Raw genomic sequence first — 21,459 nt, forward strand, 5'->3', positions numbered from 1 at the left:
CCCACGTTTCTTCCAAGCTTCTCTCCCCCAAAAAAATTTCCCAACAAAAAAACTCCTTAACACAAATGTGTTAAGGAGTTTTCTACTATCATTATTTTTTCAAGTTATAGAATGTATCTTTTCCTAGGTATTGAGCTGTGTTGTACAGTTGGTCCTCGATACGTAGAAGTTGGTTGTATTTTGCTACGCGGTCGGAGCGGGATGGTGCTCCTGTTTTGATTTGGCCAGCGTTTGTTGCTACTGCTAGGTCTGCGATTGTTACGTCTTCAGACTCTCCAGAACGGTGGGAGATTACTGCTGTGTAGCCTGCGCGTTTTGCCATTTCGATTGCGTCGAATGTTTCTGTTAGTGTACCGATTTGGTTTACTTTCACAAGGATAGAGTTGCCTACGCCTTGCTCGATCCCTTGTGCTAGTTTTTTCGTGTTTGTTACGAATAGATCGTCTCCAACTAGCTGAACTTTTTTGCCGATTCTATCTGTTAGAAGCTTGTGGCCAGCCCAGTCGTTTTCGTCTAATCCGTCTTCGATTGAGATGATTGGATATTTATTGCTAAGCTCTTCGTACCAATCTACCATTTCTTCTGAAGTTTTCACAACGCCTTCTCCAGTTAGGTGGTATTTGCCGTCTTCTTTGTTGAATAACTCAGAAGCTGCAACGTCCATTGCAAGAAGGACTTCTTCACCTGGTTTGTAGCCAGCTTTTTCGATGGCAGTCATGATTGTAGAAAGAGCTTCTTCGTTTGATTTTAAGTTTGGTGCGAATCCGCCTTCGTCTCCAACAGCTGTGTTTAAGCCAGCATCTTTTAATACTGATTTTAGGCTGTGGAAGATTTCAGCGCCCATGCGTAGTGCGTGACGGAACGATTCCGCTCCTACTGGCATGATCATGAATTCTTGGATGTCTACGTTGTTGTCAGCATGCTCGCCGCCGTTTACGATATTCATCATCGGAACTGGAAGTTGCTTTGCGTTAAACCCGCCTAGGTATTGATATAAAGGTACGTCTAAATAGTCTGCTGCAGCGTGTGCTACTGCGATAGAAACTCCTAGAATAGCGTTAGCTCCTAGGTTACCTTTGTTTTCTGTACCGTCTAGCTCGATCATGGCATGGTCGATTTCTACTTGGTCTAACACTGAGAAATTTTCTTCTAATTCTGCCGCGATTACGTTGTTCACGTTTTCTACCGCTTTTAATACACCTTTTCCAAGGTATCTTGATTTGTCGCCATCGCGAAGTTCTACTGCTTCGTATTCACCAGTAGATGCACCAGATGGTACGATTGCGCGGCCATATGCTCCGCTTTCTGTGAATACTTCTACTTCAACTGTTGGGTTCCCGCGTGAATCTAATACCTCACGAGCTTGAATTTGTGTAATAATTGGCATTTTCAACTCTCCGTTTCGATTAATGTTTTACCTGTCATTTCAGGCGGTGCTTCTATACCTAATAAGTGTAACATGGTTGGAGCCAAATCGGCTAAAATTCCATCTGTTCGAAGTGTTGCTCCTTTTTCGGTTACAATCACTGGAACAGGGTTGGTTGTATGAGCAGTCATCGGATTTCCCTCGAGGGTCGTTACCTCATCGGAGTTCCCATGGTCTGCTGTAATGATTGCCTGGCCACCTTTTGCCAAAATAGCATCTACCACTTTACCAAGGCAAGTATCCACTGCCTCGATTGCTTTTATAGTTGGCTCTAGCATACCGCTATGGCCGACCATATCTGGGTTAGCAAAGTTTAAGATGATTGCATCGAATTTATCTAATGCAATTTCACCTACTAAAGCATCGGTTAGCTCGTATGCACTCATTTCAGGCTTCAAATCATAGGTTGCCACTTTAGGAGAATTAATGAGAATTCGTTGTTCTCCAGGGAATGTCTTCTCTCGACCACCACTCATAAAGAAGGTGACGTGTGGATACTTCTCCGTTTCGGCAATGCGAAGCTGTGTTTTGTCACGAGCTGCCAATACCTCACCGATCGTGTTCGATAAATCGACCGTTTCAAATACTACATCCGCGACCACGTCATCACTGTAATGTGTGAATGTCACGAATTTAAGATTTTTCGGATGCTTTTCGCTAAGCGGGAAACTATCGAACGAAGGCGTGTTCAGCGCCATCGATAATTGAATCGCACGGTCAGGACGGAAATTAAAGAAGATAACCGCATCATTCGTATCAATCGTCGTAGCCGGCTGTCCATTTTCCTCGATGACAAATGGGACAACGAATTCATCCGCAATATCTTCCTCATACGAATTAAGAATTCCTTGGGTCGCGCTTTCCGCCGTTTTACCGACTCCGTCAACCATTGCCTGATAGGCAAGGATGACACGCTCCCAGCGACGGTCACGGTCCATCGCATAGTAGCGTCCACTAATAGATGCAAACCTACCGATTCCGATTTCCTTCATTTGCTTCTCTGTTTCCTCAACATAAGCGACAGAAGTACGTGGACCGACGTCACGGCCATCTAAAAAGCCATGTACAAATACATCGTCCAATCCTTGTGCTTTCGCAAGCTTCAACAAAGCAAATAGATGAGAATAATGACTATGAACACCGCCATCTGATAGTAAGCCCATTAAATGCAGCTTACCACCCGTTTGCTTTACATGCTCAATTGCAGCTAACAGCTTTTTCTCGTTAAAGAATTCCCCATCTCGAATCGATTTATGGATGCGAGTCAGGTTTTGATAGACGATTCTACCGGCACCGATATTTAAATGACCAACCTCTGAGTTACCCATTTGACCATCCGGTAAGCCAACTGCCTCACCTGAAGCAATCAGGGTTGCATTCGGAAACTGATTCCAATAGCGATCGAAGTTTGGTTTTTTTGCATGAAAAACTGCATTACCATAAGTTTCGGGTCTAAGCCCGAAACCATCTAAAATAATAAGTGCAACTGGACTTTTAGGCATTTGCGCCAGCCTCCAGCAATTTCACAAACGAATCTACCTGTAGGCTTGCCCCGCCTACTAGCGCACCATCAATATCTTCCTTAGAAAGCAATTCCACGATGTTTTCTGGTTTCACGCTACCGCCGTATTGAATACGTACTGCGCTTGCCACTTCTTCACCAAAGCCGTCTAAAATCGTTTCACGGATCGCACGACATACATCATTCGCATCATCAGCCGTAGCTGTTTTACCCGTTCCGATTGCCCAGATTGGCTCGTAGGCGATGATCGTGTTCTTAACCTGCTCCTCTGTTAAGCCTTCAAGAGCTGCTGATGTTTGAGCGGAAACAATGCTTTCTGTTTCGTTGCTCTCGCGCTGCTCCAATGACTCTCCAACACAGATGATTGGCGTTAAGTTATATTCGAAGGCTGCCTTCGCTTTTTTATTGACTGATTCATCGGTTTCATTGAAATATTGACGTCTTTCCGAGTGCCCAATCACGACATAGCTTACACCGATATCTTGTAATTGGTGGCCGCTCACCTCACCAGTGAACGCGCCCTCTTTTTCCTCATGCATGTTTTGTGCACCGATGGATATGAAGGATCCCTTCGTCTCGTTCACTAAAGACTCTAGAAATAAAGACGGAGCGCAGATTACGGCTTCTACATTCGAAGTGTCGATCTGCTTTTCTTTTAATTCGTTCGCAAATTGCTTTGCCTCTGCAAGTGATTTGTACATTTTCCAGTTTCCTGCGATTACTTGTTTACGCATAATAAAATCTCCTCCAATTACTTATCGTTTAGTGCCGATACGCCTGGTAAGTCCTTACCTTCCATAAACTCTAAGGAAGCTCCTCCACCAGTTGAGATATGGTCCATTTTATCTGCTACATCAAATTTTTCTACTGCAGCGGCTGAGTCTCCTCCGCCAATGATCGTATAGCCAGCAGTTTCTGCCATTGCAGTCGCAACACCCTTCGTTCCGTTTGCAAAAGCATCCATTTCAAACACACCCATCGGTCCGTTCCAAATGATCAGCTTGCTGTCTTTAATAACTTGATCGTACAGCTTTACTGTTTCAGGTCCGATGTCCAAGCCCATCCAGTCGGAAGGAATTTGGTCTACCGGCACGACCTTCGTGTTGGCATCCTTTGAAAACTCATCCGCAACGACTACATCGATTGGTAAATAGAAGTTCACGCCTTTTTCCTTCGCCTTTTCAAGGAAGGACTTCGCTAGGTCGATTTTGTCTTCCTCTAAAAGAGAGGTTCCAATTTCATGGCCTTGTGCCTTCGTGAACGTATATGACAATCCACCACCGATTAGGATATTGTCTACCTTGTCCAATAAATGATCGATGACACCGATTTTATCCTTTACTTTCGCTCCACCAATGATCGCCGTGAAAGGACGTTCAGGTGTGGATAAAGCCTTTCCTAGCACATCTAATTCCTTTTGCATCAAGAGTCCAGATACTGCAGGTAAAAGCTTCGCAATACCTTCTGTTGTGGCATGCGCACGGTGAGCTGCACCGAATGCGTCATTGACATACACATCTGCTAACGAAGCAAAAGCTTTTGCTAGCTCTGGATCATTTTTCTCTTCTCCAGCGTGGAAGCGTACATTTTCTAATAAAACAATATCTCCCTCATTCATTGCTGAGATCGCTTGTTCTACTTGTTCTCCAATTGATTCATCTAATTTAGTTACAGGCTTATTCAATAGCTTAGCTAAATGCTCGCCAACCTTTGTCAAACGTAGCTCTTCCTTTACTTCCCCTTTTGGGCGACCCATATGGCTTGCAAGAATCACTTTCGCTCCTTGCTCGATTAAATATTGGATCGTAGGTAGTGCTGCACGAATACGAGTATCATCTGTAATGGCACCGTTTTCTACTGGTACATTGAAGTCTACACGACAAAAGACGCGTTTTCCCTTTAACGTTACATCGCTCATTGTTTGTTTTTCCTTCATGAAATAAGCCTCCTTATGTAATTGAATTGCCTACTAAAAAAAGAAGGAGCAAAAGGGGTAACCTTTGCTCCTTTACCCTCTTTTATTATAGAGGTTATTATACTTAAACGCTATCCAAACACTAATGTTTCTCGGTATCTAGCGAGAAATTATAACCCTTTTTTTGCCATTAATAATGCAAGGTCGATACAACGTGCAGAGTATCCTGATTCGTTGTCATACCATGCTAATACTTTAACAAGGTTATCTCCTAATACCATTGTAGATTGACCATCTACTGTAGAAGAAGCAGTGTTACCGTTGTAGTCGATTGATACTAATGGAAGCTCGTTATATTCAAGAATTCCTTTTAGCTCGTTTTCTGAAGCTTTACGAAGCACGCCGTTTAACTCTTCAACTGTTACTTCTTTATCTAGCTCGGCTACTAGGTCAACTAGTGAAACGTTTGGTGTTGGTACACGAACAGCCATGCCATCTAATTTGCCTTTTAGCTCTGGAAGAACCTTCGATACTGCAGCTGCTGCTCCAGTTGTTGTAGGGATCATAGACTCAGATGCTGCACGAGCACGACGGTAGTCGCTATGTGGCAAGTCTAAGATACGTTGGTCATTTGTGAATGAGTGAATTGTTGTCATCATTCCGCGTTTAATACCGAAGTTATCTTGCAATACTTTTGCCACTGGTGCCAAGCAGTTTGTTGTACAAGAAGCATTTGATACAACGTGATCTGTTTCTGGATTGTATTTTTCTTCGTTTACACCCATAACGAATGTTGGCATATTGTCTTTTGCCGGAGCAGAAAGAATAACCTTTTTAGCTCCTGCTTCGATATGCTTGCCAGCTTTTTCAACTGTGCTGAATACGCCAGTAGATTCGATTACGATGTCTACTCCAAGGTCTTTCCAAGGAAGTACAGAAGGATCCTTTTCTGCAAATACTTGAATGTTTTTCCCGTTTACTACTAGGTATTCACCCTCTGAAGTGATGTCAGCATTTGAGATGCCGTGTACAGAATCATATTTTAATAAATGAGCAAGCATCGCTGCATCTGTTAAGTCATTGATTGCTACTACTTCTAAATCCTTTTGCTCTAATGCTTCTCTGAAAACTTTACGTCCGATACGTCCAAATCCGTTAATAGCTAATTTTACTGTCATAATAAAATTCCTCCTAAATGTTTTTTGGAATTACTTTCATCATTTCATTGGCCGCACCTTCATCTGTTACGAGAACAGTTTGCAATGGTGCCTGCTTGAAATAAGAAATAAGCGCGTTGGCTTTTTTTGCCCCGCCTGCGACTGCAAGCAGATGCTCTATATGCTGAAGCTGATTTAATTGAACACCGATTGTGCGAATATGGTGAACAGCTTCACCGTGATTGTTGAAATAATAGCCAAACGATTCACTGACTGCACCTCTACTTGTTAGAAGCTCAATCTCCTCGTCACTCGAATTTCTTCTCTTGGCCATCTCTAATGCATCGCCTATTCCATGAATAATGATGTTTGTCCTTTCATAAAGGTCCATCATTTCTTGGATAAAAGGCTCCTTCTTCATCGTCATATATGCCTCTTCGCTTAAGCGATCCGGTATATATAACGTCCGGTAGGTTCCATTCATCTTGCTAGCAAACAAAGACGCAATGGTATTTGCTTGTAGCCTGACATCCTTCCCTACCCCTCCTCTTGCCGCAATAAACAACAAATCCTTCCATCTGGACGATTCGGTCATGGCATGGGAGATGGATGCAATCGTTGATCCACCAGTAACTGCAACGATGTATTCATCCAGTAAAATACTCTCTAAATACTTTGCTGCCTCCTGGGATAAAAGCATAGATGTGTTAGTATCAGTATCTACATTTCCCGGAACAATAATCACATCTTTTATATTTAAATATTTCTTTAACATTAGCTCCATTTGTGATCGACCAGACCACATACGGACTACTTCTTTTAAATCTATCAAAACCTCATTGCCCTCTGCTGTAATAGCCGCTCCCTCACGAGAAACCTCTATCAAGCCTTGAGTCCTTAGAGCGTCCAATTCCTTACGAGTTTCACGCTCCGTTAAGTCTAGCTGTTCTCCAAGAACCCGTCGGCCAATACCTCTGGTCAGCTGGATAGTTTGGAGAATACGATACCTCTTCTGAAGCAGCTCACTCATCTCTGGCATTAGCTTTAGCTGTGCACTTAGAAAAGAATCCATTTGTCACATCCCACGCTAGTGGTGACATATTTGTCCCACATGTATTAAAAATGTCCCATCTACTCAAAAAAAATTTAATTTCTATAATCATAATACTTTAATATATTCCAAATAGCAATATATGTGTTTGGAAGCATTATTTTTCTAATGCTTCCAGCAGTGTCACATAGTCGAGATTCCCGTACTGTATGATTTCCCCTTGATATTCCACAACCGGAATCATGAGCATAAATTTTTCGTGCAGCTGATCATCTTCTTCTATATTATGCTCCACTATTTGAAATGGCACGTCCTCCTGCACCAGCTTCAGCATCATTCTACCATCATCGCATAAATGACAGCCTGGTCTTGTATAAAAATGAACAATCATTTTTTGTGGCCCCCCATCGTTTAGCTTCTCTCATTATAAACTTTTAACCTATTAAAAGCGTGTCGAATGTTTTACATACAAAATATTCCTTAAAAGGTAAAATAGAAGAGTGTGAGATTAGAATAGAATATTATATCTGAGTGGAATAAATTTTACTTTTACATCGAACTATTAAGAGAGAATAAGGAAGTTTAAATGCTGTTTTATGAGAATGTAGAGTTGATTTCCGCTCTAGGCGAACGCTTTCCGTGGGGTGAGCGATAAGCCATCACCCATCGCTTACGCGCGTGGTTGTGATGTCTTATCTGTCTCACTCATCCCACCGGAGTCGCCGCCTGCCGCTTCAATCAATATAAAGAAAGTGTTCGTGTTTGATTGGTAAAAGGGCTATTTATAAATTAACTTTTCTCTTAGAAAAACATTAACTATTGAAAGATAATAACGAGATTTAAATGCTTTTTATGAGTAGTTTAGAGTTGATTTCCGCTCTAGGCGAACGCTTTCCGTGGGGTGAGCGATAAGCCATCACCCATCCCACCGGAGTCGTCGCCTGCCGCTTCAATCAATATAAAGAAAGTGTTCGTGGTTGATTGGTAAAGGGCTATTTCACTAGGACTTTATTGGATAATTCACTTTCTACTTAAATAAAACGATACTTTTCATTTATACGTTCGTCTATTGCATTAAGGGGGTCAGGAGATGGAAATGGAACAGCTATATAGAGATCACAGCGACCGGGTTTACGGCTATATTTATTTACTTGTCCGTCATAAAGAGAGTGCCGAGGACCTGACACAGGAAACCTTTTACAAAGCATTTAAGGGATATGCTTCCTTTGATAAGCAAGCTTCCCCTGCTACGTGGATACTTAAAATCGCTCGCAATGTTACGTATGATTATTTTAGAAGGAAACGAGTCGTTCAATTTTTTTCATTTGAAAAGAATCATGATATAGAAACAAAGGGGCTTTCCCCAGAAGGTCACATCGAACGAAAAGAAAAGCTGACACGTATGTATGATTCCTTACGCTTACTGAAGAAGGATTATCAAGAGGTGATCATTTTGCGAAAAATCCAGGAATGCTCCATCCAGGAAACTGCCTTCATTCTTGGGTGGACCGAGGCAAAGGTCAAGATGAAAATGATGCGTGCACTCGAGGCGCTAAAAAAGGAATTTCATCAAAAAGGAGGTTATGTAAATGGAACCGTCAAAGGAATTTGATGAGCTTTTTGAGGAAATGAAGCATGTCGAACGTTCTAATGAAGCAAGACGAAATACATGGCTAGCGATTAAGGAACGAACGGAACAGAAAAAACGAAGAACATTTCCCGCCGTCCTTGCATTAGCAGCTATAGCCATCGCCTCCTATTTTCTTATTACAAATGTAATGGTCCCATCAGAAACCGAGCAAACAGCACAGCCCCTTACGAACGAGGAAGTGATTATGGCAGTCATTGAAAAAGAATATAATGGGCCGGATATGGAACTGGAACGGCTACTAAGGGCGTGGTTTGATTTGCAAAGTAAAACCCCTACTAAGAACCAGGAAGAGTACAATAAGCTGCAAGAATCGAAGGAAAGCACAGATTATATTAATTATTATTACAAGAGCTTTGGGGAATATTTCACGAAAGATATGATGGAACAGGCTATTAGCACTGTAAGGGTGTTCAAATATAATTCCCAATTAATAGACAGTAATTTAGACATGAACTTAGAAAAAGTACAAATTAAACAGGATAAGGATCATCCAACTATTTATCGTGCTACCGTGGAGGTGTCCTTGACAAACAACAAAGGGCAGAAAATCTTTCACACGTTAAAAGAAGAATATATCTTTTCTAAAACAGAGCCAGGGAAAATAGGAAGATATAACGGAATGGTATCTCCAGATGGCAAACATCTATATGATATCATCCTCAATTTTGATGCCTATTTTAATAACAGGAAGCCGTCTATCGACGTTTCATTTGATTCCATTTGCTTCAATGGGAGAACTGGCTCCAAACAAATAAACGGCTGTACTGCTGATTCCGATCAAATAAATGAAATAATGGATTCCATTAACGCTTTACCTATTCAAGAGGTTACCGAGGAGGAAAGCAACTGGAGAGCGGAATTACTCCCTCAAGTAGATAGCTTTCAAATCTATTTAACAAACGAGGCAGATCAAGGAAAGACATTATACACGGTGACTCTATACGATGATGGCAAACTAGTATACGCTCCAGGCATGGATATGGGGATTACTGGCGATATCACGATAGGTTCTCACCGGGATGTCTACAAAAAAGTTATACAGATGCTCCATACATTTAAAGAGGTAGAATAGCAGAGAAAAATGATGAATGATTGAAACGAGCTAGGTTATGACTAGCTCGTTTTATCTTTGTTTTTCTTCCTATAAAAATAACGCCACGTATAAAAGATAGCCCAAAATGCCAAAAGAACAAAAAACTGATAGTTTGTATCACTATAATTAATCATAAGGATTAATATAATAAACGTTGGTATAGCTAAATAACACCACATTCTTACTTCCTTGTTTTTAAAACTTAATTCAAACCGTTCACTCATAGACCCCACCCCATTTGCCGCTTACTTTCACCAGCTGGCTAGTTTACCTGAAATTCCTAGCGTTTTAATTTACGACAATCACTCCACGGATTACTACAATCACGGCCTAGTTTACGACAATGCACTCGTAGATTACTACAATCAAATTCCGTGTGCTCTCTCTGATGAATTTTTACGACAATCACTCCATGGATTACTACAATCACTGCTTAGTTTACGACAATACCCTCGTAGATTACTACAATCCAATTCCGTGGACTATCTCTGATTAATTTTTACGACAATCACTTCATGGATTACTACAATCATTGCCTAGTTTACGACAATGCACTCGTAGATTACTACAATCAAATTCCATGGAATCTCTCTGATGAATTTTTACGACAATCACTCCATGGATTACTACAATCCCTGCTTAGTTTACGACAATACCCTCGTAGATTACTACAATCAAATTCCACGAACTCTCTCTGATCAATTTTTACGACAATTACTCTATGGATTACTACAATCACGGCCTAGTTTACGACAATGCACTCGTAGATTACTACAATCAAATTCCGTGGACTCTCTGTGATGAATTTTTACGACAATCACTCCATGGATTACTACAATCACTGCTTAGTTTACGACAATGCACTCGTAGATTACTACAATCAAATTCCATGTGCTCTCTCTGATGAATTTTTACGACAATCACTCTCTGGATTACTACAATCACTGCCTAGTTTACGACAATGCACTCGTAGATTACTACAATCAAATCCCATGGACTCTCTCTGATTAATTTTTACGACAATCATCTATGGATTACGACAATCACAGCGTAGTTTACTACAATCCCCTCATAACGAAAGACAATAGCCTTTATCTTCACTAAAAAAACAAATGAAAAAAACGATTCGTTTTCTTCATTTGTTTTTTATTTGATTGCCTCTTAGGCTCTACATTTTTTTGCTTTGCTGGAGAATTTGTGATTCTCCTGTACGTTCCCATTCTTCTACTGTTTCATATGCTTTTTCAGGAGAATATCCCTTTCCAACAAGAACTCCCATTAAAATAAACTCTTGAAGGATATGTGTCATATTAATTCCTCGTTCAACGTCTTCGATGCCTTCTTTAACCAGAAATTCTGTGTGCTTAACCCACTCATCTGGAGTCTTCCCATAATATTTTGTATTTCCATTTCCTTGTTCCATCTCCATTGCATCGGCTTTAGTTTTATGAACTGTACCAAATGGATGGTTTGGCGGGGCATATATGGAATATAGTTTCAATGGAACATTTCCTGTATTAGTGAGATTATGCCACGTTCCAGCGGGTATCACAATCGCAGAGTCATCGAATACACTCCATTGCAAATTTAGATTATCTTTACTGTTACCCATTTGAACTATTCCTTGACCTTGTTCAACACGTAAGAATTGATCAACTTCAGGGTGTATTTCCAAACCGACATCTTCACCTACATTAAGGCTCATTAATGTGACTTGCAAACGACTTCCTGTCCATAGTGCCGTACGAAACGTCTGATTTACTTTGGTTGCCTCATTAATATTAATAACAAAAGGGTTTGCTCCATAGTCTTTTAACACGTTCTCATAATAAGAATGGTGTGAACCAAATGCCACCTCATTCGGAACTGCCCAATAACCATGCGTGTTTCCGTAGATATACTGCGGAGAATTTACATAATAAGGATATTGATACATATAAGGTGCATAATACATTTTTATCAATCCCTTCACTTTCATTTTATTAATAATCCATCTTATGTGTGGTGTCAGCAGGGTATACTAAATGTTGCCATAAGAGAACAATTTGAGATTAAAAACGACGACAATTAATCAACGTTTTTTACTACAAACCCCTACCACTACCCCCAAAAGAGCCGCGAGTTAGTTAAACCAGCATGACCAAAAAACATGAGAAAAGAAAGTCATTCTTGCTGCTGAAATGCTCTTGATTAGAGAACGTCAAAATTTTGTTGAAGCTAGCTCTTCCATAAAGGTAAAAAGTGGAGTTTCGTTGAATATAATAAATTATCTATACAGAGGTTATATCAAGGTTAATTTAACGATTGTTGTTCGGTGGGGAAATATTCTTATGGATAAAAGAACTTTAAATGAATATTCGATGTCACACCCCCTCGCCCAAAGTTGCTAAAACTTTCATCGATATCTTAAAGGGAGGCAATTTTATGTTTCTAGGATGCCGTTTAACGATATCCTGTAAAATTACTTAAGACTGTACTCCTGGTTTAATACATTTTGAAGCTAATATACCTTGTTTCGTTACTGTGTACAAAATTTCAAGACTAGATGCAAAGGGGAAAAAAATGAAAACAAGATGGCTTTTGATTAGTAGTGCTGTAGTGATGGGTTTGTTGGGGTTGGCAGGAACCTTTATTCCCGAAGAAATTTCAAATGTATTAGGGATTGACCCTTCGCCCATTACTCTGATTCTTCTGCAAATCATCGGAGGACTATATTTAGGTTTTGCAATGTTGAACTGGTTTACACGTTCTTCCCTAATTGGCGGCATCTATAACAAACCTGTCGTATTGGGAAATCTGATACATTGCGTCGTTGTCTTTTTTGCCTTACTCCGGCAGTTGATGGAGCAGTTTCATTTTATAATTGTTATTATGACATTAGTTTATCTTGGTTTTGCCATCTGGTTTATATTAGTCATGCGCTCGAATCCATTAGAAATCAATCAAAAATATCCGTCTAACATATATTAAACGGGAATTTATATAGGTCGTCTCACTTTTTAAGTTCACTATGCGGAACTAGTCTTTTAAGCAATACAAAATATATTAAAACAATAAAAATTCCTACTTTATAAAAGAAGGAATTTTTATTGTTTATTCCATTATGAGAATCTATGTGGAAGATAATTATTAGCAGTGCAATTAGAAGAAGCAAATAAATTTATGTGCTGTTACTGTTTACCAATCGTATTGTTATTTTCTACTGATAATTGCTTAAACATTGATATAACACCAATACAAGTGGAAATTGTATCCCCATTCGGTTCGCTTTTTTACATACTCTCGCCGTGTACAGAGCCAGTTAATCTATTTCTCCCACCTTAATTTCTCTAAACCTTTAAGACAAACTCTGCTTCGCCTTCATTGATATTTCCTGTTTTTTCGAAGCCGAGGCTTTCATAGAGCTTGATGGCTATTTCGTTTTCCGGCTCTGTGGATAAATAGATGGAATTGCAGCCGTCCAATTGCTTCATTTCATCCAGCACTAGCTCTACTGCTTTTCTGCCATAGCCTTTTCCTTGGCTTTTATGATCGATCATAAAGCGGCATATCCAGTAGTTTGCAGTTTCTTCATCAAACCCGTACATGGCAAAGCCGATGAGCTTGTCCTCTGCCTCGATACCTTTTATAGTCCATCCAGTTTCATAGACTGATTGGGTGATGGATAATGCGTTGGAGGCAACAAATTTTTCTACTACGGTTCCTTTGCCATCCTCGTTAGTTGTGAGAAGGACCGTTTTCAGCCAGTTATCCTTATTTATTTCTACTAGTTTCATTCCATTTCCCCGTTTCTTTTGTTAATCTCTCTGCTTTTTTCTTTTACCATTTACCATTCTAGATAGGAGGAAGATGACTAAAAGGATGATGATTATGGTTGGGATCGAGATACTGTCCTGTAGGCTGTTACTCGTATATGGTTGTGGCTTCGTTAGCCCCTCTGTAATACCGTAATGCTTGGAAACCTCATTGGACAAAGCCTGATAGGTGGAGATTACAGCCTCATCGATTAAACCTTGGTTTAAATAAGGCATCGTATACCGATCGATTATCTGGTCTATTTTGGCATCTGAAAGTGCTTTTTCCAAGTCACGGTCCACTGTAATCTCTACTGCCGGACCTCCCCCGTTAACCGGATCCGTCTCGATTAAAAATAGTAAGCCATTCTTATTTCGTACACTTCCTATTTGGTTCTCTCGTATGATATCCATGTTAAATTCACTTGCCGACTGGTCTCCTACATGCTCGATAATCATCGCAACCAGTTGAGCGGTCGTTCCTTTTTTTAATTTTTCTCCCATTATTTTTACTTCCTGCTTCGTTTCTTCTGTTAAAAAGTTCTCTTCATCTACTAAATAGGTATCCTTTGAAATATCCCCAGTAGCCCCTGTACTTAAAGGAGAGAACAACAAAATAAGGAAGGTTATAACTAGCAGATGTATTGTTTTTTTCAACAGTGCCATTCCCCTTTCAGCCTGCAGTCTCATCATTTTTATTTTATTCTGACAAGTTAATTATATTATACATGAATTATGACTATTAGAAGTCCCTTTTACGAGTTTAATATAGGAAAAGAGTGGTAATGATATAGATTAGACAGTAAATAAAGGAGGTAAACAAATGGACCAAGTACATAACGAGGATTTAACACCAAAAGAAGCCATTGATGCACTGGAGCAGATTCAAGGAAAATTCCCTGGAGCGAGGCGCGCACACGCTAAGGGGGATATGTATGAGGCAACATTTCTTCCAAATGGGAATGCTGTACCCTATACGGTTGCGCCCCATCTTCATAGAGAAGCAATTCCTGCTACTGCTCGTTTTTCCAATAGCCCCCCTAACCCTGCCTCCGTCGATTATCTTGTTCCCGCCAAAGGGCTCGCCGTTCAATTTCAGCTACCCGATGGAAGCTTCACCAATTTAGTGAGTTCTACCGTACCGATGTTCGTCACAAGCAGTCCTAGAGAATTTATCGATATGATTGAAATCTTTACGGATAAAAAAACAGGCATCAAGACAATCGACCGAGCCATCAATATGGTGGAGCTGGTTTCTAAGAAATATCCACATAGCGAGAAGGTTATTCAAATTATTAAGGAGCAGGCAAAGCAGCCGCCTACTAGTTACGCGGAGCTCCACTACTATCCTATCCACGCCTTTTATTTTGTTAATAAAGACGGCGAACGCCAAGCAATCAAATACGAATGGGTCCCTGTCGATGAAACAAAGGATCCTGCTCTAACAAGCAAATCGATTTCAGCCAACTATTTGACGGATGAGCTCGACGACCGATTAAAACGGGGGCCAATCCAGTTTGATCTATTCATCCGCTTAGCAGAGGAAGGGGATAACCCAAACGATGCGACCGATATGTGGCCAGAGGATAGAAGAAAAGTGAATATAGGTCGTTTGGAAATTAGAAATAAAATACATCCTAAGGAAGACATTGTTTTCGACCCAACGATTGTTCCAAAGGGAATCGAGCTGACAGACGATCCCATACTACACTTTCGAAGTGGAGCATATGCTGAATCATATGAGAGGAGAAGTAAGAATGAATAAGAAAGCCCCAAACACATAGTTAAATGAGCATAAAAAAACACTCGAACGAATTCGAGTGTTTCTAACTGTTATAGACGCCCCTGGAGGGAATCGAACCCCCATCTCAAGAACCGGAATCTTACGTCATATCCATTAAACTACAGGGGCAAGCGACCTTTCTATTATACAAATGGTATAGGAATAATTCAAGTAAACATTTCAAAGCTTAATATTTGACCTTCCTTGACCATTCCATGTATGATAAAGTTACAACTGAGGCAGAATTTCTCAGTAAACACTAAAAAACACTAACAATTACCTTGAAGGAGGCAATCCAGGATGAATTTAATTCCTACAGTTATTGAACAAACAAATCGCGGCGAGCGTGCGTATGACATTTATTCTAGATTATTAAAAGACCGCATCATCATGCTTGGTAGCGCGATTGATGACAACGTATCAAACTCGATCGTTGCACAGCTTTTATTCCTAGAAGCAGAAGATCCAGAAAAAGATATCTCTATCTATATCAATAGCCCAGGCGGAAGTATCACAGCAGGTATGGCTATCTATGATACAATGCAATTCATTAAACCAGACGTACAAACTATTTGTATCGGTATGGCAGCATCAATGGGTGCTTTCTTACTTACAGCTGGAACAAAAGGCAAACGCTATGCACTTCCAAATGCTGAGGTTATGATTCACCAACCACTTGGTGGAGCTCAAGGGCAAGCAACGGAAATCGAGATTGCAGCAAAACGTATCTTATACCTACGCGACAAGTTAAACCAAATTATGGCTGAACGTACTGGTCAACCGATTGAAGTCGTTTCAAAAGACACAGATCGCGATAACTTCATGCCAGCAGAGCGTGCATTAGAATACGGTCTAATCGACCATATCATTTCACGTAGCGACATGAAAAAAGATTTAAAATAATATAAATCCAAGGCAGTGATTCACTGCCTTGGATTTTTTTATAAAATAGATGAAAGGTCGTGTTCAATTTGCTATATACAATAAGTTCTCTGTTAATCATATTGTCCTTAGTCATTTACATCGTAAGTCTACAAAGCAAAATAAAAAAATTAGAATCACAACAGGCCCTTCCGTTTAAAGGAGACAAAGCCCTAGAAAAACAAATCGTAGAGATGAATAATAATGACAGCAGCCAGGTTGAAATGGTCAAGCTTGTTCGGAATGAAACTGGCATGGGACTAGTTCCTGCAAAAAAATATGTAGATAAAGTTCTTAACCATATTTAATGTCATTCTACAAAAAAAAGCTGTTATCTAATCCATGCGGACTAGATAACAGCTCTCTTTATCTTATTCAGCATTAGAAATGAACTTAACTAATGATTCCACAGCTTCCTCTTCATCAGAGCCTTCAGCACTCAAAGTAACAGTAGCGCCCTTGCCAATCGCAAGGCTCATGATTCCCATGATACTTTTAGCGTTTACCTTTTTGTCATCTTTTTCAAGAAACACATCTGCTATAAAACGATTCGCTGCTTGTACAAATAAAGCTGCTTGTCTCGCTTGTAGTCCTGATTGTAATTTTACTTCGACCTGTTGTTCCGCCATAATCCTTAGCCCCATTTCTTTAAATTGATTCGCCTCTTCTTAAAGCATCTGCTATTTCATCCAGCTTACGCAAGCGATGGTTAACACCTGATTTACTTACAGTTCCAGTGGATACCATGTCGCCTAGCTCCTTTAGGGTTACATCCTGATACTCGACACGAAGACGGGCAATTTCTCGAAGCTTCTCAGGCAATTGGTCCAGCCCGATTGCATTATCGATAAAACGGATGTTATCCACTTGTCGGATAGCTGCACTGATGGTTTTGTTCAGATTGGCCGTTTCACAGTTGACCAAGCGATTGACACTGTTCCGCATGTCTCGGATGATTCGCACATCCTCAAATTTTAAGAGGGCACGATGTGCTCCAGCGATGCTTAAAAAGTCAGAAATTTTTTCTGCTTCCTTTAAATATGCCACAAAACCTTTTTTACGTTCAATGGTTTTTGCATTTAATTCATAAAAGTTCATTAAATCGACTAATGCATCGCTATGTGTTTTATATAAGGAGTAAATTTCTAAGTGATAAGAGGAAGTTTCTGGATTATTGACAGAGCCTCCTGCTAAGAAAGCTCCACGTAGGTAAGCTCTTTTACAGCAGTTCTTTTTGACAAGCTCCTGTGAAATCGAATACTCAAATTCAAAGCCTTCCTTCAAGATCATTAAATCCTCAAGTAGCCTCTTGGATCCTTCTCTTACTCGGCAAATATAGACATTATTCTTTTTAAGACGCATCTTTTTACGAACAAGCACTTCTACGTTCAGCTGATATAACGATTTGATCAACGTGTAAAGCCTTCGGGCAATCGCCGCATTTTCGGTTTGGACATCCAAGCTAAGCATTTTGTTGCTAAAAGAAAGAGATCCATTCATACGGATGAGCGCTGAAAGCTCAGCCTTCGAACAGCAAGGCTCAGCCTCCTCCTGTGTCATCTCTTTTTTTGTTTCAGAAGCAAACGACATATAACGTTTCCCCCTTTCTTGCAGAGCCTCTCTATTGTTTAGATCCTTTTTGGCCTGCATATTCGTATAGCCATTCCGCTACTTTTATCGCATCATGACGGACAGCGCCATTATATACGATGGAAATGTCCTTTTTAACGATTTCTATGTCTAGTGTTTCTAATTTCTCTATATCAATTTTAACGGGAGAAGCCTTCTCCTGCTTATATAAATACTGAACATTTTCAGGAATTTCCTCATTACTTATCAACAAAGAGTCTATAAAGTTCTCGCCTACATGGTCGATCAATGCTTCTACATGATCATACGCAGTATAGTTATTCGTTTCCCCAGCTTGTGTCATCAGATTGCAAATGTACACTTTTTTAGCCTTCGAACGGATGACTGCCTTACGAATATCTTCGACTAAGAGATTAGGCAAAATACTAGTATAAAGGCTACCTGGTCCAATTGCTATAATATCCGCTTGGCGGATTAGGTTAATTGCCTCTGGCAGTGGCTTTACATCATCAGGAGTAATAAATACCTTTTCTATCTTTTTCCCATAGTCCGGTATTTTAGATTCCCCTGTAACAATAGTTTTATCCTCAAATTGTGCATGGAGCGTCACTAGCTGATTGGCAGCAGGAAGCACTTTTCCATGAATATTTAAAACACGGCTCATTTCCGTGATTGCATGTGCGAAATCTCCTGTAATCGAGGTTAAAGCAGTAATCATTAGATTGCCTAAGGAATGTCCCTCGAGTTCGCTGGAATTAGTGAAGCGAAACTGAAACATTTCTTCTACGAGCGGCTCTACCTCTGATAAGGCTGCTAAGACGTTACGGATATCACCGGGTGGTGGAATATCATAATCATCTCTTAATCTACCTGAGCTTCCTCCGTCATCTGCAACTGTAACAATGGCAGTAATATCTAATGGAAGTTTTTTTAGTCCTCGAAGCAAGGTAGATAAGCCAGTACCACCACCAATGATGACTATTTTTTTACGGTGTTTTGTACGACCCATTAAGTCATTCCTTCCTGATAGTAACATCTCTATGAGTTATTACTGTTTCATCGTCTTCCTTAAAAACCTTACCGAAATATTCTGCTAGTGTTACAGAACGGTGCTGACCGCCCGTACAGCCAAAGGCAATCACAAGCTGCGTCTTGCCTTCTCGCTTGTATTGCGGAATCATAAAGGCAAACAAGTCTTTTAGTTTTTCGATAAGTGTCTTCGTATCTGCCCATTTTAAAACGTAGCTAGAAACTTCTTCGTTTAGTCCTGATTTTAAGCGAAGCTCCTCGATATAATACGGATTTGGAAGGAAACGAACGTCAAAAACCAAATCTGCATCAATAGGAATTCCGTGCTTAAATCCAAAGGACATAACGTTCACCGTAAAGACCTGGCTCCCATTTGTAGAAAATTCCTCTTGAATTTTTTCACGAAGCTCGCGTGGCTTCATCTTGGATGTATTATAAATAAATTGTGCTCTGCCTTTTAAGTCAGAAAGTAGTTCTCTTTCCTTTTTTATACCTTCTAATGGCAATCCTGCATTTGCTAAAGGATGGGAGCGTCTTGTTTCCTTATATCTTCGGACAAGAACCTCATCCTGTGCATCCAAAAACAACACCTTAGGAGTTACAGAGGTTGCTTCTTGAAGTTGGTTAACGGAGTCAACGAGTGAATGAAACATTTTTCCTCCACGCAAATCCATTACCGCTGCTATATTTCGCGGTTGCTGATTAGACTCAATCATTAGCTTGATAAAAGTGCTTAGGAGCTCAGGAGGAAGATTGTCTATGCAATAATACCCTAGATCTTCAAAGCTTTGGATAGCTACTGTTTTGCCTGCTCCCGACATTCCAGTAATAATGACTACTTCTGTTTCTGGCTTCTGCTGAGTTTCCACTGTCTATTTATCCTCCCATGATTGTTGAATAGTTTCACTTATTAATGCGAAATCTGGCGTATATACAAAAGTACCGTATTGCATACCCTGTTCCTTTACAGCAAACAATAGATTTGTTCGATCTCCCTCTGCCATCGGAAGATGTGCCAAATCTTCAACCGGGTGCCATTCGAGCACACCTTCTTTAGTTTCTTTATATGGAGTTCCTTCTATATCTGTGCCGATAAAGGTAAATAACATCCATTCATCTAGACGTTTCCCATCCTCTTCAATGAGCATTGTATAGATTCCCTTTAAATGTGGATTGATCGGTACAGTGTTTGTTTCTTCCGTAAACTCACGAACCGCAGAAATAAGAATAGATTCTCCTTCTTCCATTTTTCCGCCAGGTGCAACATACCAATTTCTACGTGGTTTCTTTAATAACAAAACTTTGTCGTCTTTACAAATAAGTAAATTAGCGATTCTTTGCACGTATGGTCACTCCATTTGTCTGTAGTTACCTTATATTATACATGAATTTGCACAAAAAGAGGCTGCTTCACGATTTAAATCGCAAAACAGCCTGTTCAAATCTTGCATATATAAAAAGGGGGTCAATTTATATACTTTACTATACACTTAATATATTTCAGAACAGTTACAGTTAAATTAAGATAAAATTAAATTAAATATTTGATGTGTTTTTATCTTTTAAATGCTCAATATAGTGCTGAGCTGATAAAGCTGCTACACTACCATCACCTGTTGCTGTGACAATTTGACGAAGCATTTTATCACGAACGTCTCCTGCCCCAAAGATACCAGGTACTGCTGTTTCCATTTTCTCGTTTGTAACGATATAACCATTTTCATTTAAGATGCCAAGGCTATGAAATGGTTTTGTAAGTGGTAGCATTCCAACATATACGAATACGCCGTCTGTCGAAAATTCTTTTTCTGAGCCGTCCACTGTCGATACTAAGGTAACGCTAGAAACCTTACCGTCTGTCCCGTGTATTTCTTTTAATGTTGTATTCCAAATAAAATCAATTTTTTCATTAGCAAAAGCTCGATCTTGTAGAATTTTTTGAGCGCGAAGCTTATCTCTACGATGTATGATTGTTACTTTGTTCGCAAACTTAGTTAAGAAAGCACCCTCTTCAACTGCAGAGTCCCCGCCTCCTACTACTACTAGGTCTTTCCCTTTAAAGAAAGCACCATCACAAACTGCACAATAGCTTACGCCACGTCCACCAAGCTCTGTTTCGCCGGGAATACCCATTTTTTTGTACTCAGCTCCTGAAGAGATGATAACAGCTAAAGCTTTATATTCTTTACCACTTACTTTTACGGTTTTATAGTCTCCGTTATCGACTACTTCGGAAACGTCACCATATGCATATTCTGCACCAAATTTTTTCGCATGATCGAACATTTTAGTAGAAAGCTCTGGTCCTAAGATTGTTTCAAATCCTGGGTAGTTTTCTACCTCTTCTGTATTAGCCATTTGTCCGCCTGGAATTCCACGTTCAATCATTAAAGTGGAAAGGTTTGCACGGGAAGTATATACAGCTGCTGTCATACCTGCTGGGCCCGCTCCTATAATAATCACGTCATATATATTTTCAGTTGTCATCGATAATTCCTCCTACGTACTACATACCAACAATCTAACT

22 protein-coding genes and 1 tRNA gene are annotated in these 21,459 nt (G+C 40.1%); 6 read left to right on the top strand and 17 right to left on the bottom strand.

Annotated features, from left to right (window positions below; all coding sequences use genetic code 11):
* Positions 1-91: 91 nt before the first annotated feature.
* From eno to NSQ95_RS14065, 7 genes are all read right to left on the bottom strand, one after another.
* Positions 92-1,387 (bottom strand): phosphopyruvate hydratase, encoded by a 1,296-nt coding sequence (gene eno / locus NSQ95_RS14035; protein ID WP_169359692.1) that lies wholly within the window; start codon positions 1,385-1,387, stop codon positions 92-94.
* A 2-nt stretch (positions 1,388-1,389) separates the two neighbouring features.
* Complete coding sequence (gene gpmI, locus NSQ95_RS14040) at positions 1,390-2,928, bottom strand: 2,3-bisphosphoglycerate-independent phosphoglycerate mutase (RefSeq protein WP_342559821.1); 1,539 nt, start codon at positions 2,926-2,928, stop codon at positions 1,390-1,392.
* Positions 2,921-3,682, bottom strand: a complete 762-nt coding sequence (gene tpiA / locus NSQ95_RS14045) for a triose-phosphate isomerase (RefSeq protein ID WP_342559822.1) — start codon at positions 3,680-3,682, stop codon at positions 2,921-2,923. The genes gpmI and tpiA overlap by 8 nt, the downstream gene beginning before the upstream one ends.
* Positions 3,683-3,699: 17 nt before the next feature.
* Positions 3,700-4,884 carry a phosphoglycerate kinase gene (locus tag NSQ95_RS14050; RefSeq protein ID WP_342559824.1) on the bottom strand — a complete coding sequence of 395 codons (1,185 nt, stop codon included), beginning with the start codon at positions 4,882-4,884 and terminating at the stop codon, positions 3,700-3,702.
* A 149-nt stretch (positions 4,885-5,033) separates the two neighbouring features.
* Complete coding sequence (gap, locus tag NSQ95_RS14055) at positions 5,034-6,041, bottom strand: type I glyceraldehyde-3-phosphate dehydrogenase (protein WP_342559825.1); 1,008 nt, start codon at positions 6,039-6,041, stop codon at positions 5,034-5,036.
* A gap of 13 nt (positions 6,042-6,054) precedes the next feature.
* A complete protein-coding gene (locus NSQ95_RS14060; RefSeq protein ID WP_169359697.1) occupies positions 6,055-7,092 on the bottom strand; it encodes a sugar-binding domain-containing protein in 1,038 nt (345 codons plus the stop codon).
* A gap of 136 nt (positions 7,093-7,228) precedes the next feature.
* Positions 7,229-7,462 (bottom strand): glutaredoxin family protein, encoded by a 234-nt coding sequence (locus NSQ95_RS14065; RefSeq protein ID WP_169359698.1) that lies wholly within the window; start codon positions 7,460-7,462, stop codon positions 7,229-7,231.
* A 699-nt stretch (positions 7,463-8,161) separates the two neighbouring features.
* On the opposite strand from NSQ95_RS14065, the gene NSQ95_RS14070 reads away from it, so the two are divergent.
* Together NSQ95_RS14070 and NSQ95_RS14075 are read left to right on the top strand one after the other, a co-directional pair.
* Positions 8,162-8,683 carry an RNA polymerase sigma factor gene (locus NSQ95_RS14070; RefSeq protein WP_342559826.1) on the top strand — a complete coding sequence of 174 codons (522 nt, stop codon included), beginning with the start codon at positions 8,162-8,164 and terminating at the stop codon, positions 8,681-8,683.
* Positions 8,661-9,794: a hypothetical protein gene (locus NSQ95_RS14075; protein ID WP_342559827.1), complete on the top strand. Its 1,134-nt coding sequence runs from the start codon at positions 8,661-8,663 to the stop codon at positions 9,792-9,794. Before NSQ95_RS14070 ends, NSQ95_RS14075 begins: the two co-directional genes overlap by 23 nt.
* 1,189 nt (positions 9,795-10,983) lie before the next feature.
* On the opposite strand, the gene NSQ95_RS14080 is transcribed toward NSQ95_RS14075, so the two are convergent.
* A complete protein-coding gene (locus NSQ95_RS14080) occupies positions 10,984-11,769 on the bottom strand; it encodes a cupin domain-containing protein (RefSeq protein WP_342559828.1) in 786 nt (261 codons plus the stop codon).
* Positions 11,770-12,377: 608 nt separating this feature from the next.
* Between NSQ95_RS14080 and NSQ95_RS14085 the strand changes: the two genes are divergently transcribed.
* The gene (locus tag NSQ95_RS14085) at positions 12,378-12,785 is read left to right on the top strand and encodes a multidrug DMT transporter permease (RefSeq protein ID WP_342559829.1); all 408 of its coding nucleotides are present in this window, start codon (positions 12,378-12,380) and stop codon (positions 12,783-12,785) included.
* 359 nt (positions 12,786-13,144) lie between these two features.
* Here NSQ95_RS14085 and NSQ95_RS14090 read toward each other — a convergent pair whose 3' ends face one another.
* Entirely contained in the window at positions 13,145-13,591 is a 447-nt protein-coding gene (locus NSQ95_RS14090) for a GNAT family N-acetyltransferase (protein WP_342559830.1), read from the bottom strand.
* A 21-nt stretch (positions 13,592-13,612) separates the two neighbouring features.
* Entirely contained in the window at positions 13,613-14,266 is a 654-nt protein-coding gene (locus NSQ95_RS14095) for a TPM domain-containing protein (protein ID WP_340882686.1), read from the bottom strand.
* A gap of 166 nt (positions 14,267-14,432) precedes the next feature.
* Here NSQ95_RS14095 and NSQ95_RS14100 point away from each other — a divergent pair, with 166 nt between their 5' ends.
* A complete protein-coding gene (locus NSQ95_RS14100) occupies positions 14,433-15,374 on the top strand; it encodes a catalase family peroxidase (RefSeq protein ID WP_342559831.1) in 942 nt (313 codons plus the stop codon).
* A gap of 75 nt (positions 15,375-15,449) precedes the next feature.
* Here NSQ95_RS14100 and NSQ95_RS14105 read toward each other — a convergent pair.
* Positions 15,450-15,521 (bottom strand) — tRNA-Arg (locus NSQ95_RS14105).
* A gap of 171 nt (positions 15,522-15,692) precedes the next feature.
* On the opposite strand from NSQ95_RS14105, the gene clpP reads away from it, so the two are divergent.
* On the top strand, positions 15,693-16,295 hold the full coding sequence (gene clpP / locus NSQ95_RS14110; RefSeq protein ID WP_251555768.1) for an ATP-dependent Clp endopeptidase proteolytic subunit ClpP: 603 nt from the start codon (positions 15,693-15,695) through the stop codon (positions 16,293-16,295).
* 68 nt (positions 16,296-16,363) lie between these two features.
* On the top strand, positions 16,364-16,621 hold the full coding sequence (locus NSQ95_RS14115; RefSeq protein ID WP_340882682.1) for a hypothetical protein: 258 nt from the start codon (positions 16,364-16,366) through the stop codon (positions 16,619-16,621).
* 63 nt (positions 16,622-16,684) lie between these two features.
* On the opposite strand, the gene NSQ95_RS14120 is transcribed toward NSQ95_RS14115, so the two are convergent.
* The 6 genes from NSQ95_RS14120 to trxB all read right to left on the bottom strand — a co-directional run bounded on the left by NSQ95_RS14120 (position 16,685) and on the right by trxB (position 21,419).
* The gene (locus NSQ95_RS14120) at positions 16,685-16,942 is read right to left on the bottom strand and encodes an HPr family phosphocarrier protein (protein WP_169359707.1); all 258 of its coding nucleotides are present in this window, start codon (positions 16,940-16,942) and stop codon (positions 16,685-16,687) included.
* Between the two features lie 19 nt (positions 16,943-16,961).
* Positions 16,962-17,903, bottom strand: coding sequence for a DNA-binding protein WhiA (gene whiA / locus NSQ95_RS14125; protein WP_169359708.1), 942 nt, complete (start codon positions 17,901-17,903; stop codon positions 16,962-16,964).
* A gap of 31 nt (positions 17,904-17,934) precedes the next feature.
* Complete coding sequence (locus tag NSQ95_RS14130) at positions 17,935-18,912, bottom strand: YvcK family protein (RefSeq protein WP_340882677.1); 978 nt, start codon at positions 18,910-18,912, stop codon at positions 17,935-17,937.
* A 4-nt stretch (positions 18,913-18,916) separates the two neighbouring features.
* Complete coding sequence (gene rapZ / locus NSQ95_RS14135) at positions 18,917-19,801, bottom strand: RNase adapter RapZ (protein WP_342559832.1); 885 nt, start codon at positions 19,799-19,801, stop codon at positions 18,917-18,919.
* 3 nt (positions 19,802-19,804) lie between these two features.
* Positions 19,805-20,275, bottom strand: a complete 471-nt coding sequence (locus NSQ95_RS14140; protein WP_340882672.1) for an 8-oxo-dGTP diphosphatase — start codon at positions 20,273-20,275, stop codon at positions 19,805-19,807.
* A gap of 193 nt (positions 20,276-20,468) precedes the next feature.
* A complete protein-coding gene (trxB, locus tag NSQ95_RS14145) occupies positions 20,469-21,419 on the bottom strand; it encodes a thioredoxin-disulfide reductase (RefSeq protein ID WP_340882670.1) in 951 nt (316 codons plus the stop codon).
* Positions 21,420-21,459: the final 40 nt, after the last annotated feature.

Origin of the sequence: Psychrobacillus sp. FSL W7-1457 (genome assembly GCF_038593405.1) — a bacterium.
Classification (GTDB): domain Bacteria; phylum Bacillota; class Bacilli; order Bacillales_A; family Planococcaceae; genus Psychrobacillus.

What these genes read in the sequence shown, in the direction of transcription:
- eno (WP_169359692.1), bottom strand. Translation starts at nt 1,387, where the DNA reads ATGCCAATTATTACACAAATTCAAGCTCGTGAGGTATTAGATTCACGC.
- gpmI (WP_342559821.1), bottom strand. Translation starts at nt 2,928, where the DNA reads ATGCCTAAAAGTCCAGTTGCACTTATTATTTTAGATGGTTTCGGGCTT.
- tpiA (WP_342559822.1), bottom strand. Translation starts at nt 3,682, where the DNA reads ATGCGTAAACAAGTAATCGCAGGAAACTGGAAAATGTACAAATCACTT.
- NSQ95_RS14050 (WP_342559824.1), bottom strand. Translation starts at nt 4,884, where the DNA reads ATGAAGGAAAAACAAACAATGAGCGATGTAACGTTAAAGGGAAAACGC.
- gap (WP_342559825.1), bottom strand. Translation starts at nt 6,041, where the DNA reads ATGACAGTAAAATTAGCTATTAACGGATTTGGACGTATCGGACGTAAA.
- NSQ95_RS14060 (WP_169359697.1), bottom strand. Translation starts at nt 7,092, where the DNA reads ATGGATTCTTTTCTAAGTGCACAGCTAAAGCTAATGCCAGAGATGAGT.
- NSQ95_RS14065 (WP_169359698.1), bottom strand. Translation starts at nt 7,462, where the DNA reads ATGATTGTTCATTTTTATACAAGACCAGGCTGTCATTTATGCGATGAT.
- NSQ95_RS14070 (WP_342559826.1), top strand. Translation starts at nt 8,162, where the DNA reads ATGGAAATGGAACAGCTATATAGAGATCACAGCGACCGGGTTTACGGC.
- NSQ95_RS14075 (WP_342559827.1), top strand. Translation starts at nt 8,661, where the DNA reads ATGGAACCGTCAAAGGAATTTGATGAGCTTTTTGAGGAAATGAAGCAT.
- NSQ95_RS14080 (WP_342559828.1), bottom strand. Translation starts at nt 11,769, where the DNA reads ATGTATTATGCACCTTATATGTATCAATATCCTTATTATGTAAATTCT.
- NSQ95_RS14085 (WP_342559829.1), top strand. Translation starts at nt 12,378, where the DNA reads ATGAAAACAAGATGGCTTTTGATTAGTAGTGCTGTAGTGATGGGTTTG.
- NSQ95_RS14090 (WP_342559830.1), bottom strand. Translation starts at nt 13,591, where the DNA reads ATGAAACTAGTAGAAATAAATAAGGATAACTGGCTGAAAACGGTCCTT.
- NSQ95_RS14100 (WP_342559831.1), top strand. Translation starts at nt 14,433, where the DNA reads ATGGACCAAGTACATAACGAGGATTTAACACCAAAAGAAGCCATTGAT.
- clpP (WP_251555768.1), top strand. Translation starts at nt 15,693, where the DNA reads ATGAATTTAATTCCTACAGTTATTGAACAAACAAATCGCGGCGAGCGT.
- NSQ95_RS14120 (WP_169359707.1), bottom strand. Translation starts at nt 16,942, where the DNA reads ATGGCGGAACAACAGGTCGAAGTAAAATTACAATCAGGACTACAAGCG.
- whiA (WP_169359708.1), bottom strand. Translation starts at nt 17,903, where the DNA reads ATGTCGTTTGCTTCTGAAACAAAAAAAGAGATGACACAGGAGGAGGCT.
- NSQ95_RS14130 (WP_340882677.1), bottom strand. Translation starts at nt 18,912, where the DNA reads ATGGGTCGTACAAAACACCGTAAAAAAATAGTCATCATTGGTGGTGGT.
- trxB (WP_340882670.1), bottom strand. Translation starts at nt 21,419, where the DNA reads ATGACAACTGAAAATATATATGACGTGATTATTATAGGAGCGGGCCCA.